General features: G+C 62.5%; 15 protein-coding genes. 11 read left to right on the forward strand and 4 right to left on the reverse strand.

Annotated features, from left to right (window positions below):
- Positions 1–413: 413 nt before the first annotated feature.
- The 3 genes from HMPREF2526_RS10320 (at position 414) to HMPREF2526_RS10330 (ending at position 2,140) form a co-directional block, all read left to right on the forward strand.
- A complete protein-coding gene (locus tag HMPREF2526_RS10320; protein WP_070547220.1) occupies positions 414–785 on the forward strand; it encodes a Rieske (2Fe-2S) protein in 372 nt (123 codons plus the stop codon).
- Positions 786–865: 80 nt separating this feature from the next.
- Positions 866–1,825 (forward strand): bile acid:sodium symporter family protein, encoded by a 960-nt coding sequence (locus HMPREF2526_RS10325; protein WP_070512929.1) that lies wholly within the window; start codon positions 866–868, stop codon positions 1,823–1,825.
- Positions 1,826–1,831: 6 nt separating this feature from the next.
- Positions 1,832–2,140, forward strand: coding sequence for a hypothetical protein (locus HMPREF2526_RS10330; RefSeq protein WP_049155610.1), 309 nt, complete (start codon positions 1,832–1,834; stop codon positions 2,138–2,140).
- 10 nt (positions 2,141–2,150) lie between these two features.
- Here HMPREF2526_RS10330 and HMPREF2526_RS10335 read toward each other — a convergent pair whose 3' ends face one another.
- Genes HMPREF2526_RS10335 through HMPREF2526_RS10350 form a run of 4 tightly spaced genes read right to left on the reverse strand, consistent with a single transcriptional unit; the run spans position 2,151 to position 5,255 of the window.
- Positions 2,151–2,483, reverse strand: coding sequence for a branched-chain amino acid transporter permease (locus HMPREF2526_RS10335; RefSeq protein WP_070547221.1), 333 nt, complete (start codon positions 2,481–2,483; stop codon positions 2,151–2,153).
- Entirely contained in the window at positions 2,468–3,184 is a 717-nt protein-coding gene (locus HMPREF2526_RS10340) for an AzlC family ABC transporter permease (protein WP_070547222.1), read from the reverse strand. The genes HMPREF2526_RS10335 and HMPREF2526_RS10340 overlap by 16 nt, the downstream gene beginning before the upstream one ends.
- 35 nt (positions 3,185–3,219) lie before the next feature.
- Entirely contained in the window at positions 3,220–3,819 is a 600-nt protein-coding gene (locus HMPREF2526_RS10345; RefSeq protein ID WP_049155619.1) for a YqgE/AlgH family protein, read from the reverse strand.
- Between the two features lie 2 nt (positions 3,820–3,821).
- Positions 3,822–5,255 (reverse strand): CCA tRNA nucleotidyltransferase, encoded by a 1,434-nt coding sequence (locus HMPREF2526_RS10350; RefSeq protein WP_046648719.1) that lies wholly within the window; start codon positions 5,253–5,255, stop codon positions 3,822–3,824.
- A gap of 28 nt (positions 5,256–5,283) precedes the next feature.
- On the opposite strand from HMPREF2526_RS10350, the gene HMPREF2526_RS10355 reads away from it, so the two are divergent.
- The 8 genes from HMPREF2526_RS10355 to trxA all read left to right on the forward strand — a co-directional run bounded on the left by HMPREF2526_RS10355 (position 5,284) and on the right by trxA (position 16,710).
- On the forward strand, positions 5,284–5,886 hold the full coding sequence (locus HMPREF2526_RS10355; RefSeq protein WP_046648718.1) for an NUDIX hydrolase: 603 nt from the start codon (positions 5,284–5,286) through the stop codon (positions 5,884–5,886).
- Positions 5,883–8,024 (forward strand): hypothetical protein, encoded by a 2,142-nt coding sequence (locus HMPREF2526_RS10360; protein WP_070547223.1) that lies wholly within the window; start codon positions 5,883–5,885, stop codon positions 8,022–8,024. The genes HMPREF2526_RS10355 and HMPREF2526_RS10360 overlap by 4 nt, the downstream gene beginning before the upstream one ends.
- Before the next feature lie 9 nt (positions 8,025–8,033).
- Complete coding sequence (gene murJ, locus HMPREF2526_RS10365) at positions 8,034–11,276, forward strand: murein biosynthesis integral membrane protein MurJ (RefSeq protein WP_070547224.1); 3,243 nt, start codon at positions 8,034–8,036, stop codon at positions 11,274–11,276.
- A 210-nt stretch (positions 11,277–11,486) separates the two neighbouring features.
- Entirely contained in the window at positions 11,487–12,020 is a 534-nt protein-coding gene (locus HMPREF2526_RS10370; protein WP_070547225.1) for a YceI family protein, read from the forward strand.
- A gap of 186 nt (positions 12,021–12,206) precedes the next feature.
- Complete coding sequence (pepN, locus tag HMPREF2526_RS10375; protein ID WP_070547226.1) at positions 12,207–14,717, forward strand: aminopeptidase N; 2,511 nt, start codon at positions 12,207–12,209, stop codon at positions 14,715–14,717.
- A gap of 138 nt (positions 14,718–14,855) precedes the next feature.
- The gene (locus HMPREF2526_RS10380; RefSeq protein ID WP_049155637.1) at positions 14,856–15,398 is read left to right on the forward strand and encodes an RNA polymerase sigma factor; all 543 of its coding nucleotides are present in this window, start codon (positions 14,856–14,858) and stop codon (positions 15,396–15,398) included.
- 54 nt (positions 15,399–15,452) lie between these two features.
- Entirely contained in the window at positions 15,453–16,379 is a 927-nt protein-coding gene (trxB, locus tag HMPREF2526_RS10385; RefSeq protein WP_049155640.1) for a thioredoxin-disulfide reductase, read from the forward strand.
- 7 nt (positions 16,380–16,386) lie between these two features.
- Positions 16,387–16,710, forward strand: coding sequence for a thioredoxin (gene trxA, locus HMPREF2526_RS10390; RefSeq protein ID WP_046648711.1), 324 nt, complete (start codon positions 16,387–16,389; stop codon positions 16,708–16,710).
- The last annotated feature ends 24 nt before the right edge of the window (positions 16,711–16,734 follow it).

The raw sequence follows: 16,734 nt of genomic DNA on the forward strand, positions 1-16,734 counted from the left end.
ATACTCACCATTGGAATGGCCCTTTGTGTGCAGACCCCAGTCTGAAAGATGACTGGGAACTCGACGCCAACTTCGTGGGAAGCCGGCATCGTCTCGTGACAACCTTTAACCTACGGCGCACTATGGATGGCATGAAGAAAAGCGTTAACACCCGAGCAATCCGAATCATCGCCGCAGCCGCACTCAGCATTAGCGTTCTGGGCGCTGGGGCAACCTATGCCTTCACGAATGATTCACGGGGCGGACGACACGTAGCTTCGCCAGGGACCATCTATAGCGATGTCGGTACATCGTACGGATCCTACGATTTCAGCGGCAGTAGGGAAGAAGAGTTACCTGTGTGGGATGGCAAACTCAGTTAAGAACGCTATACCTCACACTATGGAACACGCCGATCAGATAGAGTAAGCACCATGACTACGTGTTCCCGCCGCCTCTTCCTCCTCGGTACTGCCACCACCTTCGCTGGTGCCTATCTCGCCGCCTGCGGCAAAGAACCTACCGCCGAAATAGCCGCGACGGATATACCCGTTGGATCAGCCATCATCGTGGACAAAGTGATCTTTGCTCAACCCACGGAAGGGAAGTTCAAAGCTTACTCCCAAACCTGCCCGCACCAGGGATCCCTCATTACAAAAATCGAGGGCATGACCGCCACCTGCACCAGCCACTATTCCAGCTTTGACCTCGGCACCGGCGAAGTGACCGGCGGTCCCAGCGCCAAACCGCTCACGGAGTACGGCGTGGAGAATGACGGGGGAACGGTACGCAACGTCACCGCCTAACGCACGGTCGAAGCTTCGGGCCGCTTCGCTCAAACCGATGTTTCACGTGAAACGGTGGGGGTGCGTCTACACTCTGTTATATGCTTGAGCGCCTCAAAAGACTCGATCCCCTCATTGTCCTCATCCTCTGCGCCGTTGCGGTCGCCATCGTTCTTCCCGCGCGAGGCAGCTTTGCGGATACCTTCGACGTCCTCACGAACATCGCAATTGCCGTCCTCTTCTTTCTCTACGGAGCCCGGCTGTCGACGCGCGAGGCGATCAACGGCGTCAAGCATTGGAAACTCCATCTGACCATTTTGGTCTTTACCTTCGTGGTGTATCCGATCATCGGTCTCGCACTCCGTCCACTCACGGCTTTCATCCCAACCGACTTATACCTGGGCATTCTTTACCTCACCCTAGTTCCATCAACGGTCCAATCATCGGTAGCCTTCACGTCCATCGCGCGCGGCAACGTTCCTGGAGCGATCGTCTCCGCATCAGTGTCTAACCTCGCCGGCGTTGTCCTCACCCCGTTACTCGTCATGACCCTCATGGGGGCTGGCGACGGCATCCGCATCGATAGCTCCGTCTTCCTAGAGATTTCCGTACTTCTGCTTCTGCCTTTCATACTCGGGCAATTAACAAGAAAATGGGTAGGAAAAGTTGCAGCCAGCAAAGCCACCAAAGTAGTGGATCGCGGCTCCATAGCGATGGTTGTTTACGCGGCCTTTTCGAAGGGAATGGTCGACGGGATTTGGGCGTCGATTAGCGTATGGCAGATTCTGTTCCAGGTTGTGTTCTCAACTGCATTCGTCTTCTTCATGCTGTGGCTCACCAAGGTCGTGAGCAACAAGCTGGGATTCGACAGGGAGGACACCATCGCCATCCAGTTCTGCGGTTCGAAAAAGTCCCTCGCCACGGGCCTGCCCATGGCCTCAGTGATCTTCGCCTCTGGTGGCACGTCTTTGGGGCTTCTCATCCTCCCGCTCATGATCTACCACCAGGTGCAATTGATGATCTGCGCGTCTATGGCGGCTCGCTATTCGCGGGTAGAGTGAGACCACATGAAAAAGCTTTACGTTCGCACCACCATGACTGTCCCGGAGGTCGGCACCGCCATCCACATCGCGGAACTCGAGGAAATCAGCAACGAGGCTTGCTCCATGTTGCGCATGATTGCCCTCGCGCCGAATGACGCCATCGTCGGCGCCGCAACGCCGACCGCCTCGGTGGGTGACGCCAACATCCCACAGCAAGTGGTGCCGCACCCTGACACCTACGACACGTTCCCCGACATCGACGCCGAGCTTATCGACGCCTTCCAGTTCCACTCCCTGTGGACCGAGGCCATCGCGCTATTCGGCGACTTTTAGCGTACCCACGCTACAGAACGAGATTCACCAGCACCATATAGAAGGCAGTCCCGCCGAAGATGGAAAGACCGGAATTGCGGCGCCACAGGTGCAACGCGGCGGTCACAGCGGCGGCTACGAGGGGAGCAACAATGCTTCCCGTATCGCGAGCTTGGCCGAATAAGGTATAGACCACCAGAACTGCCATCACGCCGACCGGCATGGTGAACCCGAGCATGCTGATGAACTGGCTACCCTTCAGGGCCTTCACGAAGGCGAAGGGAAGCCAACGCAGCACGACGGTCACAATCCCGACGGGGATCAGCACGGCGAAGATGCTGGCCAGTGTTACTCCGGCTGGCATGACGCCTCCCTCCGTAGAATCAGTGCGGTATCGACGCGAGGGGAGAGGTAGCGCACCACGAGCAACACAAAGTAGGCGGACAGCGCCACCATAAGAAGCTGACCAGGAAACAAGAAGCCCGCAAGAATCCCGAGCACCACGGCAGACAGCGGAAGCGAGTAGTCCTTGTTGTTCTGGAAGGAATCGATGGCAAGGACGATGAACAGTGCGACGAGGGCAAACTCCAGTCCCTTCACAGAGGGCGGGATTGCCTGACCGGCCACCGCGCCAATGATGCCGGAACCGACCCACAGCACTTGGCAGTAAAACTGCACCGTGAAGACGAAGGCGCCGCTTGGGCGAGAGTCTCGGGGAAAGGCGGAGAGGACGGCATAGGATTCGTCGGTAAGCGCGTAGGTGGAATAGGCGCGGCCGAGGGGACTAGAAATCTGATCGCGCGGGAAGGTCAATCCATAAAAAATGTGGCGGAAATTGACCATGAAACCAGTGAGCGCAGCCACGGCGGGCGTCACGCCGCCGGTCACCATGGAAATAGCAAGGAATTCCATCGAGCCGGCGTAAATAACGATGGAAAAGATAGGGGTCCACCACCAGTCGAAGCCGGTCTGAACCATGAGCACGCCGAAGGCGAGGCCCAGCGGCACCACTCCCACGGCGATAGGCATGCAAGTCCGTATAGCCTTGATGATCTCCGCGCGCATGGCAGAGATGTTAGCGCAGGGAGAGGCGAAGAGCTCTAATTATCTTCATCGATGTAGCGCGGGAAGGTCGCAAACAGCGGCAAGGGCATGGCTTGGCGGCGCATCACGTCCGACCACGTATCGGTCGAGCCAGAGGAGACCACGTCCTGGGGCAGGGCGGGGGCCACGTACCACTCGCCACGGTCAATTTCTTCATCCAGCTCGCCCGGGCCCCACTCAAAGAAACCAGCGAAGAAGCGCATACCCTCCACCAGATCGGCGACGTCCTCCGGGCTCACGCGCAGATCGACGAGCGCCACGCGCGGGGCGAGGCGATTCAGCGAAGGCTCTTTCTCAATGTCCACGCCCTGGCGGGTCAGCGCCACACCGATGGCCGCCTGCTGGTTGTGCGGGCCGCCGATATAGAGGGCCTGCGGCTTGGCCGCTACGGGTACCCATTCCGGCATGACGTTGAAGAGGGCGACCTCGGAGCGGTTGGTTAGATCCACGCCATACGTACGCCCGGCGTGCTGCTCCGTAATCAGAATGACGGAACGGTTGTAGTGGGGCGTGAGAGTGTCGGGCGCCGCCACAAGGAGCTGGCCAGGGGCGGGATCGTTGCGCTCGAGGGCGTTGAAAAGTCTGTCTGCGTACATCCCTATCTAGAATTCCACCACTCGCGCAGCTTCGCAATAGCCACCTCGCGCTCGAGGGGCCCCTCTTCGAGGCGGAGCTCCTTGAGGTAAGACCAGGCCTGGCCCACTTCGGGGCCGGGCTCAAGGCCGAGGATCTCCATGATCTCGTTGCCATCGAGATCCGGGCGCACGCGTGCAAGATCCTCCTTGGCGGCGATATCCGCGATGCGCTCCTCCAACTGATCGTAGGTGCGCTGCAGGCGGCGGGCCTTGCGTTCGTTGCGGGTGGTGCAGTCAGCGCGAACGAGCTTGTGCAGGCGCGGAAGGAGATCGCCGGCATCGGTGACGTAGCGGCGCACAGCGGAATCGGTCCACTGGCCATCCCCGAATCCATGAAAGCGCATGTGCAGGTAGACCAACTGGCCGATGTCCTCGGTCGTGGCCTTGGGGAACTTCAGCTTGCGCAGGCGCTTGCGGGTGAGCTTCGCGCCCACCACCTCGTGGTGGTGGAAGCTCACCTTGCCGTCGGTGGTATCGCGGGTATCCGGCTTGCCAATGTCATGGAGCAGGGCGGCCCACCGAAGAATGAGATCGGGACCGTCTTCCTCCTGCTCCATGGCTTGGCGCAGTACGGTCAGCGAGTGCGCGTACACGTCCTTGTGCTGCGCGTGCTCGTCGGGAGCCATGCGCAACGCCGGGATCTCCGGAAAAACATAATCAGCAATCCCGGAGTCAACGAGCAGGTCAATACCCTTCCACGGCGCGACACCGCAGATGAGCTTGTTGAGCTCCACCTGCACGCGCTCCACGGTGATGCGCTGGATTTCGCCCGCCATGTCGGTCATGGCATCGCGCACGCGCTGGGCGACGTCAAACTCCAACTGCGCCGCAAAACGCGCAGCACGGAGCATGCGGAGAGGATCATCGTGGAAGGAAATCTCCGGCGCATCTGGGGTATCGAGGATGCGATTCGCCAAGTCCTCGAGACCGCCCATCGGATCGTGGAATTCGCGGGTGCCGTCGGGCCGCAGCTCGATGGCCATGGCGTTGACCTTGAAATCGCGGCGCACGAGATCGCCCTCGAGGGTATCGCCGTACATGACCTCGGGGTTGCGGGACTGCCCGTCATAGCTATCTGAGCGGAACGTGGTGATCTCGATCTGCTGGCCCTTATAGGCCGCCGAGACCGTGCCGAAGTCAATGCCGGTATCCCACACCGTCTCCGCCCACTCCTCGAGGATGGAATAGACCACGTCGGGCCGGGCCGGGGTGGTGAAGTCGAGATCGTTGCCCAGGCGGCCGAGCAGCGCGTCGCGGACGGAGCCGCCGACGAGGTAGAGGGGGGCGTCGTGAAGCGCAAAGCGTTCCACCAGGCCGCTTAAGAGGCCACTGAGCCGGGCGACGGTGGCGTCCGCGCGGGCGAGAACGCCGATTAGCTGAGTGTCCTGAAAATTCACGGATCGAAGTCTACTACGATTAGCAGGGATGACTAAGAACACGCCAGGGTCCAAGCGCCGCCGCCGGCGGGGCGCGGGCCACCGGAACCACCGCACGGGACGCCCCCAGCGCACGTCCACCAACCGCATGACCACGCGGGATGAGACGTCCGCGGGCGGACTCGTCGTGTCCGGATTGGCGGAGGCCGTCGACGAGGACGGCAACGTAGACCTCTCACAGATCTATGTGGCGCTCATCGGCAGGCTGGACCGCCGCGGGCGCCTGCTGTGGTCCATGCCGAAGGGACATGTGGAAAACGGCGAAGCCAAGGAGCTGACCGCCGAGCGCGAGGTCTGGGAGGAGACCGGCATCCACGGCGAGGTCTTCGCGGACCTGGGCATGATTGATTATTGGTTCGTCTCCGATGGCGTGCGCATTCACAAGACCGTGCACCATCACCTGCTGCGTTTTGTCGATGGCATCATGAACGACGAGGACCCGGAGGTCACGGAGGTGTCCTGGATCCCGGTCTCCGAGCTCATCGAGCACCTGGCCTATGCCGACGAGCGCAAGCTGGCGCGCATCGCCCACGACCTTCTTCCGGATCTCGCGCGAAAGGAAGCTGCCGAAGGAAAGGCGACCCCGCGGTGAGCTGGCGCGCAGCGGCGGCCATCGCGGCCTTGGCGGTGGGCTGCACCGTCCCCGTGGCCCAGGCGGAAACCCTCGATACTGGGATCACCGACTCCCACTACTGGCTCGGCTCCCGCGGACCTGATGAGCTGGAGCTGAGCCTGCTCAGCGCGAGCGAGGCGCGGGTAGGGGAGACGCTGGAGCTGCAGCTGCGCATCCACAACCCAACCGAGAGCGCCGTTGATGATCTTCAGATCACCTCCCGCCGCAGCACTGCCGTGACCTCCACTACGCAGGCCCGCCAAGAGCTGGCCGCAGGATCCTTTCCTTATTATGGGGCCTCGCTCGGCGCAGGGACGCTCCAACCGGGGGAGAGCCGCGACGTCACCGTCAAGGTGCCCACCGCTCTGGGGGAGGACTCGACCCTGGCCATCACGGAGCCCGGCGCGTACCCGCTCCTGTTTACCTTGACCGGCACCCGCGACGGCCAAGCGGCCAGTTTCGCGGAGGAGCGGACGATCCTGGATTTCCAAGGAGAAGAGCCGGATGCCGAAGAGGAGGGCGAGCATTCCTTTTCCCTGGTCTATCCCATCACCGCCCAAGTGGACGTGGTTCCAGGTGATACCGGCGGCGAGGAGCTCATCTTAGAAAGCGAGCAGCTGGCAGAGCAGCTCTCGCCGGGCGGGCGCCTCGATCAGCTGCTCGATGCCTACCTGAAGCATGATCTGCACGGCTCCGGCTGCGTGGCCTTGGACCCCGCGCTTGTCGACGCCGCCGACCGCATGTCCGCCGGCTACACCGTCAACGAGACCCGCCCATCTATCGCCAAACGCCCCACCCGCCTGCGCGACTCCTGGTTCACCCAGTCCGATTCCGATCGCGGTGAACCGGGCGCGGGTGCCCAAGACGCCGCCGCGTGGCTAGAGAAGCTCAAGAAGGTGGACTGCCGCATGCTCATGCCATGGGCCAACGCGGATACCGACGCCGTCGCCAAAGTAGGAAACGAGTGGCTCACCCACGAGGCCGTCGAGCAGGGCGCGGCCACCATCGAGCGCATCCTCGGCGCCCCGCTCAGCACGCATCTGACCGCGCCGGCCTCCGGGACAAGCGAGCACGCAATGCCCGTCCCGCTGCTGGTAGCGGATAACTCCGAATGGGCAGGCAAGGCCGCCACCTTCGATGCTTCCCTAGGCGCACTCTTAGCCCAAACCGGCTCGAAACCGCAGACCACCGGGTACTCCAACCCGGAGCTGCGCTATGACTTTTCCATGGATTCGGAGCAGGCGCGGGCGCTGACGGCGGGGGCGTCGATAAGCGTGGCGTCCGCGCAAGAGGAGACCGTAGCCAAGTTGCCGAACTACCAAGACCCTGCGGCCGCGCGCGCGGTGATGGAAGCAGCGCAGAGGCTCCTTGATTCTGGGCGCCTCCAGCCGCGCCCCGTCACCGCGCTAGATGTGGAGGAGGGCAGCGGTACCCCCGGCAGCCCGTATCCAGATCCCGCGGCCTTTCACGACGCCGAGATCACGCAGGTGACACAGCAGGCGCGCTATACCGACGAGCTGATGTCCATTATGGTTAATGATCCGGGCATCGCCATGACGCGCTATAGCTTCACGGCGCCCCTGCGCCACGATCTGCTCACGGCGCTGAGCGCTACCGACCGCTCCAGCCTGCACGGTTTCACGCCCTCGGTGAAGCAGAGCCGCACGCGACTGGAGAAGAACGCGAATATGCTGCGCGAGCTCCGCGCCTCCGTCTCCCTCATCCCGCCGGGCAACGTCTACACTCGCGTTTCGGAGTCATCGCCGCTGCTCATCGTGGCGGAGAACGGCCTGCCGCTGCCTGTCGACGCCCACCTGGCCTACGATGCCCCGGACGGCGCCACCTTGAACACGCAGGACTTGATTCACATTCCGGCCAAGGGATCCATTACCGTGTCCATGACCGCTGACCTGCCGAGCGACGTTGACCAGATGTCGCTGCGCCTGTGGCTAGCAACACCATCTGAGCACCTCATTTCGGATCCAATCGACATTACGGTGCAGACGCGTGCCGGTATCGTTAGCGTCTATGGAGTCGGCGCGATCGCCGCGCTCGCCCTCGTCCTTGCCGCCCTGTTCCGGCTAGGTAAGCGGAAGAAAAAGAAGTCTCACGGATAGTTTTTCTCTATGACACATGAACCTATGTCTGGTGCCCGTCGACGCATTGTCACGCCCTCGCCGCCGGCACCGGTCCCGGAAAAGCGCGCGCCGAGTGGCGTCGTTGCTGTCGACGACGAACTCGAGGACCGTTCGGGACTGAAGGGCAAGTCTGCCTCGGCCCCGAGTGAGTCCCCCGGCGAAGAGAACTCCGACCGCGCCGTTGTGCGCGCCACCGGTTCGATGGCCATCGCGACGATGATCTCCCGCATCACGGGTTTCATCCGCAACGTGCTCATTGGCTCTTCGCTGGGCCCGGCCATTTCTTCCGCTTTCACCACTGCGAACCAGCTGCCCAACCTCATCACGGAGATCGTGCTGGGCGCGGTGCTCACCTCGCTCGTCGTGCCCGTGCTCGTGCGCGCGGAGAAGGAAGACTCCGACCGCGGCGAGGCCTTCGTCCGCCGCCTCTTCACGCTGGCCTTCTCCCTGCTGGCGACGATCACGGTGCTCTCCTGCATCTTTGCCCCGCAGCTCACGCGCATGATGTTGCCGGAGGACGGCAAGGTCAACGCCGTGCAGGCCACCTCCTTTGCCTATCTCCTGCTGCCGCAGATCTTCTTCTACGGGCTCTTCGCGCTCTTCCAAGCGGTGCTCAACACCAAGAACATCTTCGGGCCGGGTGCGTGGGCGCCGGTGGTCAATAACATCATCTCGATCTCGGTGCTCGTGGCCTATCAGCTGGTGCCGGGCAGCCTACATCCCAATGCGCCCTCGCCGATCACGGACGGGCACGTGCTGCTCTTGGCGCTTGGTACCACGGCGGGCGTGGTGGTGCAATGCCTCATCTTGTTCCCGTACCTCAAGAAGGCAGGCATCAACCTCAAGCCGCTCTGGGGCCTAGATGACCGGCTCAAACAGTTCGGTGGCATGGCGTTGGCCATTGTGGCCTACGTGGCCATTTCCCAGCTGGGCTATGTCATCACCTCCCGCGTGGCGGCGCATGCCGATAAAGGTGCGCCCTTTACCTACCAACAGGCCTGGCTGCTTCTGCAGGTGCCCTACGGCGTCATTGGTGTCACCCTGCTGACCGCGATTATGCCGCGACTGTCCCGCAACGCCGCGGACGGTGACGTCAAGGCCGTGGTTCGGGATCTCACGCTCGGCACGAAGCTGACGTTTATCGCGCTGATCCCCATCGTCATCTTCATGACGGGCTTCGGCATCCCGATTGCCCGCGGCCTCTTCCAGTACGGCGCCTTCGACGCGGATGCGGCCGAGTTGCTCGGCCTCACGCTGAGCTTCTCCGCTTTTACCCTCATCCCGTACGCCCTGGTGCTGCTGCACCTGCGCGTGTTCTACGCGCGTGAGGAAGCGTGGACCCCCACCTTCATCATCGCCGGCATCACGCTGACCAAGGTGGTGCTCTCCCTGCTGGCCCCGCACGTGGCGGACTCCCCGGAGCGCGTGGTCATCCTGCTGGGCACGGCCAACGGCTTCGGCTTCGTGGCCGGCGCAGTCATCGGTGGCTTCCTGCTCAAGCGCAAGCTGGGCAGCCTGGGTGGCCGCGCGGTCATCGCGACGACTATCTGGTCAGTGCTGGCCTCCATCGTGGGTCTGGTCGTTGCCTACGCCATCAACTACGGCATCAACTTCGTGCTCCCGGCACAGGTGCCGCCGTTTGTGTACCTGCTCAAGCTGGCCGTCGTGGGCCTGGTCTTCGTGATCGTGACCGGCATCGTGCTCTCGCGTTCGGGTCTGCCGGAAGTCATCAACCTGGGCCGCCAGCTGCAGCGCATTCCGGGTATGTCCCGCATCATCAAGATCGAGCATGCAGAGGCCATCGAGGTCGAAGCCCCGGAGCAGCTGGAGTTCCAGCCCATCTTCAGCGTGGATGCCTTCAACTCCTCGCCGGTGCCGCCGCCGATGTCTGCCGGTATCGTCCGCGGCCCGCGCCTGGTACCGGGTGCCCCAGTCTCCGATGGCCGCTTCCGCCTGCTCAAGGATTATGGCTCTGCCGCGGGTACCCGCTTCTGGAAGGCCCGCGAGCAGGCCACCGGACGCCTGGTATCGCTGACCTTCGTGGATACCACGGGCGAGGCACCGATGGCACCAGCCACCCCGGCCGTGGCCGCCCGCCGCTCCGCCGAGGTCTCCCGCGCCACGCGCCGCCTGGCGGAAATGGAGCTGGATGCCGTGGCGGAGAACATCGATATCCTGTCCTACCGCCAGGGCTGCCTCGTCGTGGCGGACTGGGTCGAGGGCACCTCGTTGAAGACGGTGTCGGAAGACAAGGACCTCGATCCGCGCGCCGTGGCCCACGCCTTGGTACCGCTGGTGCGCACCACGGCCGCCGCCCACGCGGCGGACCTCGTGCTGGGTATTGAGAACCGCAACCGCATCCGCATTTCCACCGAGGGCGTTGCCACGCTGGCCTTCCCCGCGGTACTGCACAGCAACGATGAGGAGACGGACCGCTCGGCGCTGGCCTCCGCCATCTCGCTCCTCGTGGAGTCCACCAAGCCCACCCCGGAGGTGCTGCAGGAGATTGCTGCCGATGCCGAAAAGGGCGAGGACTCCGATCTCGAGGACATCGCTCACCGCCTGGCGGCCTTCGCCGGCGATGGCGAAGAGGGCGAGGAAACCCTCCAGGTTCCAGTGGAGGAAACCCCGCGCAAGGAGGACCCGAGCCCCGCACCGGGCTTCGGCGGCCGCGGCTACTCAGGCTCCGGCACCATCGTGCTGGGCGTTCTTGCCACCCTCTTCGTCGTGGCGATGGCCGCGCTGAGCGTGTGGATCCTCTCCCAGGTAGGTAACGAAAAGACTTCCCCGGTGGTGACCAAGAGCGAAGCCTCGACGGAGGCCACGTTCCCCAACGTCCCGCCGGTCCTGTTCAAGGACGTCAAGAGCACGTCCGTTCCGGAGGGCAAGGAAGTCACCGGCGAGTGGACCACGAAGGAAGCAGAATCCGGACTTCTGCTCAGCATTGACAAGCCCACGCAGCTGCACGTGCTACCGCTAAAGCAGGAGGATTCCATCGGTGCGAAGTACGTGGTCTACGGGGTGGATACCAAGGATTTCGATCCCACGGATCCGGAATCCGGCACGCTCACCGAACTCGCGCACGGCACCCTGACCAGCGCGCGCCAGGACATCGAGCTGAAGAAGAAGCCGGCGGCTTTCGACGGCGCCCTCATCCTCTTCACTGACATGCCCAAGTCCGGTTCCGTCACGCTGGAGGAGGCCACCCTGGTGGGCATCCCCACCAACTAACACACCACCTCACGCATTCCCCCAGACCTCGATCCCGCAACTCCCTGCTCGCTGACTCAGACGCGCCACGCGCTTGACGACGCCCACCTGCAGGTTTCGGGTAGCAGGTCTGGGGCTTTAGTGTTCTTGCGATTTCTTCCCTTGACAGCTGAGTGAAGGAGCGTATAATTATTGTTGTCACGTCAACAACCTAGAGAACTGAGGAACCCCATGACTATCACTGCAGGAACGTACGCACTGGACCCGGCACACACCACCATCGGCTTCGTCGCCCGCCACGCCATGATCACCAAGGTGCGCGGCAACTTCAACGAATTCGAGGGCACCCTGACCGTAGGGGAGAACATTGCTGACTCCGCCGCCACCGCCACGGTAAAGACGGCATCCATCGACACCAAGAGCGCTGACCGCGATGCCCACGTGAAGGGCGAGGACTTCTTCGACGTTGAGAAGTTCCCAGAGATGACCTTCACCGCGACTAAGTTCGACGTTAACGAGGCAGGCGAGGGCACCGTCACCGGTGACCTCACCATCAAGGGCACCACCAAGTCCGTTGACTTCAAGGTAGAGGAGACGGGCGTGGCCGAGGATCCCTTCGGCAACACTCGCCTGGGCTTCGAGGCCAAGACCTCCATTAACCGCCTCGACTTCGGCATCGACTTCAACGCCCCGCTGAAGACCGGCGGCGTGCTGGTCTCCGAGGAGATCAAGATCGAGCTCGAGGTTTCTGCGATTAAGCAGTAAGCCATAAAGCGCGAAACCTCACCGTAGGAAGTAGTTCTAAGTTGTTGCCCGTAGTGCCCATTTCGGTACTGCGGGCAACAACTTTTTAACAACTAGAGGGACAACAATGGAGTAATAAACAACTCTGAAACAACTCCGGGCGGCTTACCTGTGATACGCACCGCAGCGACGTTTAAGATGTAGCGCATGACTACCGAAAACCTCACCCATGCAGAAGCTTCCGCACGCAGCGCCGCGCTGCGCCTGAGCACCTACGAGTTGCACCTCGACGTCACGAGCGCACCAACCGACGCCGATTCCTACGAGGTCACCTCACGTATTACATTCACCACCACCGAACCCGAAACCTTCGTGGATTACTTGGGCAAGACCGTGCACGCAGTGCGCGTCAACGGCGAGGAGGTAGAGAACACCTTCGACGGCGGACGGGTGTACCTGAGCAATCTTCCGGTGGGGAAGGAGCTCACCGTAGAAATCACCGGCTCCTCCTATTACTCCCGCACCGGCCAGGGTCTGCACCGCATGCACGACCAAGCCGATGACACCACGTACCTCTACTCGCACCTCGAGCCATCTGATGCCCGCCGCATCTTCCCCTGCTTTGACCAGCCGGATCTCAAGGCCAGCTACGAGGTGCACCTCACCGGCCCGGAAGGCTGGCAGCTCTTAAGCAACCAGCCGGAGGTTGGCCGCGAGAAGACCGAGGGCGGGGAAGTGGCACACTTCGCGCCGACCCCTCTGCTGTCAACGTATTTGACGGCGTTTGCGGCGGGGCCGTACGTCGAGAAGCACAGCACCTGGACCGCACCCGATGGATCCCTCGAGGTGGAGCTGCGCGCCTTCGCCCGCGCCTCCATGGCGGAGTACCTGGATGATGAAATCCTGCAGGTCACAGCACAAGGCATGGACTTTTTCCACAGCAGCTTTGGCTATCCCTACCCGTGGGGCAAGTATGATTCCATCTTCGTTCCGGAATACAACCTGGGCGCCATGGAGAACCCCGGCCTGGTGACGTTCACGGAGCATTACCTCTTCCGTTCCGCCGCCACGCGCGCGCAGCATGCCGGGCGCACGAATACGATCCTGCACGAGATGTCGCACATGTGGTTCGGGGACCTGGTCACCCCGCAGTGGTGGGATGACCTGTGGCTCAAGGAGTCCTTCGCGGAGTTTATGGGCGCGGATTCCTCGGTGCACGCCACCGAGTACACCGAGGCCTGGGTCAACTTCGCTGGCCAGCGCAAGAACTGGGCCTACCTGCAGGATCAGCTGCCCACCACGCACCCGATCAAGGCCGAGATCCCGGACGTGGATGCCGCGCGCCAGAACTTCGACGGCATTACTTATGCCAAGGGTGCTGCGGTGCTCAAGCAGCTGGTGCACTACGTGGGCCGCGAGAACTTCTACGCCGGCGCGCGCGACTACTTCCAGGAGCACGCCTTTGCTGCCGCAACCTTCGAGGACCTGCTCAAGGCGCTGAAGAAGCACACCGACCGCGACCTCGATGCTTGGTCCACCGCGTGGCTGCGCACGTGGGGCCCGGACACGCTGACCCCGGAACTACACACGGACGGCGATAAAATCCACGAGCTCGCCATCACGGTGGAAGCCGAGGACACCACGCGCCCGCACCGCCTCGACGTGACGTTATTCGATGACTCCCTGAACAAATACGCCACCCTTGACGTCGATCTGGAGGGCGAGCGCACCATCCTCGACGAGGCATCGGGGCTTCAGGCGCCGGCGTTGCTGCTGCTGAACGACGGCGACCACACCTACGCTAAGGTCCGCTTCGACGAGACCTCCTTGGAGACCATTCGCACGCGCCTGTCTGAAGTCCCGGATGAGCTTTCCCGCGCGGTCATCTGGACCTCCCTGTGGAACCTCACCCGCGATGGCGAGTGGCCCGTGCGCTCTTACCTCGACACGGTGCTCAACCACGCCCCGGCGGAGTCCAACCCGACGCTTCTGACCACGGCCTTCGCCAACGCCGCCTATGCCATCAACCACTTTGTGGGCGAGGAGGCTCGCGAGGAGATTCGCGCCGACTACGCCGAGCGCCTCTGGGAGGTGCTACAGCAAGCACCGGCAGGCTCCGACGCACAGCTCACCGTCGCCCGCGCCGCCATCCAGGCACTTGCCGCCACCCCGGCGGAGTCCGGCACGCAGCGCCTGCGCGCGCTTTACGACGGCTCCCTCGACGGCCTCGCCCTCGACCCGGACATCCGCTGGGCCATCTTGCGCGCGCTGGCCGCCCGCGATGCCGTCAGCGCCGAGGAGCTCGAGGCGGAGAAGGAGCGCGATAACACGCTCACCGGTGCCGCCGCCTACCTGGGCGCCTCCCACGCCTTCCCGTCTGCCGAGCTCAAGCGCGAAGTCTTCGACCTCGTGCGCACGCCGGGTAAGTACTCCAACGCGGAGGTGGATTCCCTGCTCGCGGCGTTCAACGCGCCGCGCTCGGCCCACCTCACCGAGGCCTTTGCCCAGGAATACTTCGACTCGTTGTCTCAGCTGTGGGAGGAGCACCCCATCGAAATTGCCAACCGCCTCGTGCGCGGGCTCTACCCGGATCTCGCAATGGCCGACGCCGCCACCAGCGAGTTCCTGGCCACCGAGCGCCCACGTGCGCTGCGCCGCGTGCTGCTGGAATGCCAGGATGCGCTGCGTCGCGCGCAACGCGTCCGTGCCGCGCAATAAGCGCTTCGCGTAGCGGACAGAAGAATCTTCCCGTAAACTCGCAGACACATTAACGGGGGGACAATCACAAACCATCGGCTTCGGCTGGGGGCTGTGTTGACCCAAATGTCATTGCTCAAGTTTCCGGGGGGATTCTTCTTGTCAGCACAGCCGACCGATCGTGAACTCGTCGACGCCTTCATTGGCGGAGATACTAAGGCCTTTTCGGCAATCGTCGAGAAGCACCGCGCGCGCCTGACCGCCATGGCGCGACGCTACACGCGCAACGATGATGATGCGCAGGACATCGTGCAGGAGGCGCTGCTCAAGGCCAGCTGCAACATGGCCTCCTACCGGCACGACGCCACCCTGAGTACGTGGCTGCACCGGCTGGTGATGAACTCCGGCTATGACTTCCTCAACCACCGATCGAACCGAGAGAACGCATCCCTGGATGCGGAGATCATTGAGGATGACCGCAACTATGCGCTCGCACACAACCCCAGCGAAAACCTGGCGGAACGCATCACGGTGGCCCAAGCGATGGAAACCTTGCGCGAGGACCAGCGCGAGGCGCTGTACCTCACCGACGTGGCTGGCTATCCCATCGATACCGTGGCCAAGGTGCAGGGGGTTGCGCCGGGCACGGTGAAGTCGCGCCGAGCCCGGGCTCGGCAAGTGTTGCGTGCGGCGATAGACTGAGGGCGAGTAGAATCTGAGTCTTACTTAAAAATTATCGTTTCAAGGGAGTTTTTAGTGACTATCCACGATGTCGCCATCGTCGGCTCCGGCCCCGCCGGCTACACCGCAGCGCTCTACGCAGCACGCGCCGAGCTCAATCCCATCGTCTTCGAGGGCTTTGAATACGGTGGCGAACTCATGAACACCACCGAGGTAGAGAACTACCCGGGCTTCCAGAAGGGAATCATGGGCCCTGAGCTCATGGAAGAGATGCGCGCCCAGGCCATCCGCTTCGGTGCCGACCTGCGCATGGAAGTCGTAGATTCCGTCGAGCTCGAAGGCGAGGTGAAGAAGCTGCACGTGGGCGACGAGGTTTATGAAGCCCGTGCTGTCATCCTCGCTACCGGTGCCGCTCCGCGCTACCTGGGTATTCCGGGCGAATCGGAGCTGACCGGCCGCGGCGTGTCCGCATGTGCCACCTGCGATGGCTTCTTCTTCAAGGACCACAACATCGCCGTCGTCGGCGGCGGCGATTCCGCCATGGAGGAGGCTACCTTCCTCACCAAGTTCGCCGAGACCGTCACCATTATTCACCGCTCGGAGAACTTCCGCGCCTCCAAGATCATGCTGGAGCGCGCCAAGGACAATCCAAAGATTAAGTGGCTGACCAACACCACCGTCGAGCGCGTCCTGGAGAAGGATGGCAAGGTCGGTGCCCTCGAGGTAAAAAACGTGCTGACCGGTGAGACCAGTGAACTCGACCTGACCGCCATGTTCGTGGCCATTGGCCACGATCCGCGCTCCGGCTTCCTTAACGGCCAGGTAGAGACCGATGAAGCTGGCTACGTGGTGGTAGAGCAGCCGTCCACCAAGACCTCGCTGCCAGGTGTCTTTGCCTGTGGTGACTTGGTGGATGACCACTACCAGCAGGCCATCACCGCTGCGGGCTCCGGCTGCCGCGCGGCCATTGATGCGGAACATTTCCTCGCCGAGAACCGTTAGTGATCACATGAGCAACATTAAAAACGTCACTACTGATTCCTTCCGCGCCGACGTCGTGGAGGCAGGCAAGCCCGTCGTCGTGGACTTCTGGGCCGAATGGTGTGGGCCGTGCAAGAAGCTGTCCCCGATCCTCGAGGAGGTCGCCGAGGAGCTCGGTGATGACGTCTCCGTGGTCAAGGTCAACGTGGATGAAGAGCGCACTTTGGGTGCCATGTTCCAGATCATGTCCATTCCCTCCGTCCTGATTTTCAAGAACGGCGAGAAGGTCGATGAGTTCGTTGGCCTGCGTTCTAAGGCCGACATCGTGGCACAGGTAAAGAAGCAGCTCTAACTGGTAGTCTTTAACTCGTTGACG

The sequence above is a fragment of the Corynebacterium sp. HMSC070E08 genome, from assembly GCF_001808895.1.
GTDB classification, from domain to species: Bacteria; Actinomycetota; Actinomycetes; order Mycobacteriales; family Mycobacteriaceae; genus Corynebacterium; species Corynebacterium hiratae.

Excerpts from the sequence above, each read along its gene's own strand:
- HMPREF2526_RS10340 (WP_070547222.1), bottom strand. The coding sequence starts at position 3,184 with ATGCGCGCGGAGATCATCAAGGCTATACGGACTTGCATGCCTATCGCC.
- HMPREF2526_RS10330 (WP_049155610.1), top strand. The coding sequence starts at position 1,832 with ATGAAAAAGCTTTACGTTCGCACCACCATGACTGTCCCGGAGGTCGGC.
- murJ (WP_070547224.1), top strand. The coding sequence starts at position 8,034 with ATGACACATGAACCTATGTCTGGTGCCCGTCGACGCATTGTCACGCCC.
- HMPREF2526_RS10370 (WP_070547225.1), top strand. The coding sequence starts at position 11,487 with ATGACTATCACTGCAGGAACGTACGCACTGGACCCGGCACACACCACC.
- HMPREF2526_RS10325 (WP_070512929.1), top strand. The coding sequence starts at position 866 with ATGCTTGAGCGCCTCAAAAGACTCGATCCCCTCATTGTCCTCATCCTC.
- pepN (WP_070547226.1), top strand. The coding sequence starts at position 12,207 with ATGACTACCGAAAACCTCACCCATGCAGAAGCTTCCGCACGCAGCGCC.
- trxA (WP_046648711.1), top strand. The coding sequence starts at position 16,387 with ATGAGCAACATTAAAAACGTCACTACTGATTCCTTCCGCGCCGACGTC.
- HMPREF2526_RS10335 (WP_070547221.1), bottom strand. The coding sequence starts at position 2,483 with ATGCCAGCCGGAGTAACACTGGCCAGCATCTTCGCCGTGCTGATCCCC.
- HMPREF2526_RS10355 (WP_046648718.1), top strand. The coding sequence starts at position 5,284 with ATGACTAAGAACACGCCAGGGTCCAAGCGCCGCCGCCGGCGGGGCGCG.
- HMPREF2526_RS10320 (WP_070547220.1), top strand. The coding sequence starts at position 414 with ATGACTACGTGTTCCCGCCGCCTCTTCCTCCTCGGTACTGCCACCACC.
- HMPREF2526_RS10345 (WP_049155619.1), bottom strand. The coding sequence starts at position 3,819 with ATGTACGCAGACAGACTTTTCAACGCCCTCGAGCGCAACGATCCCGCC.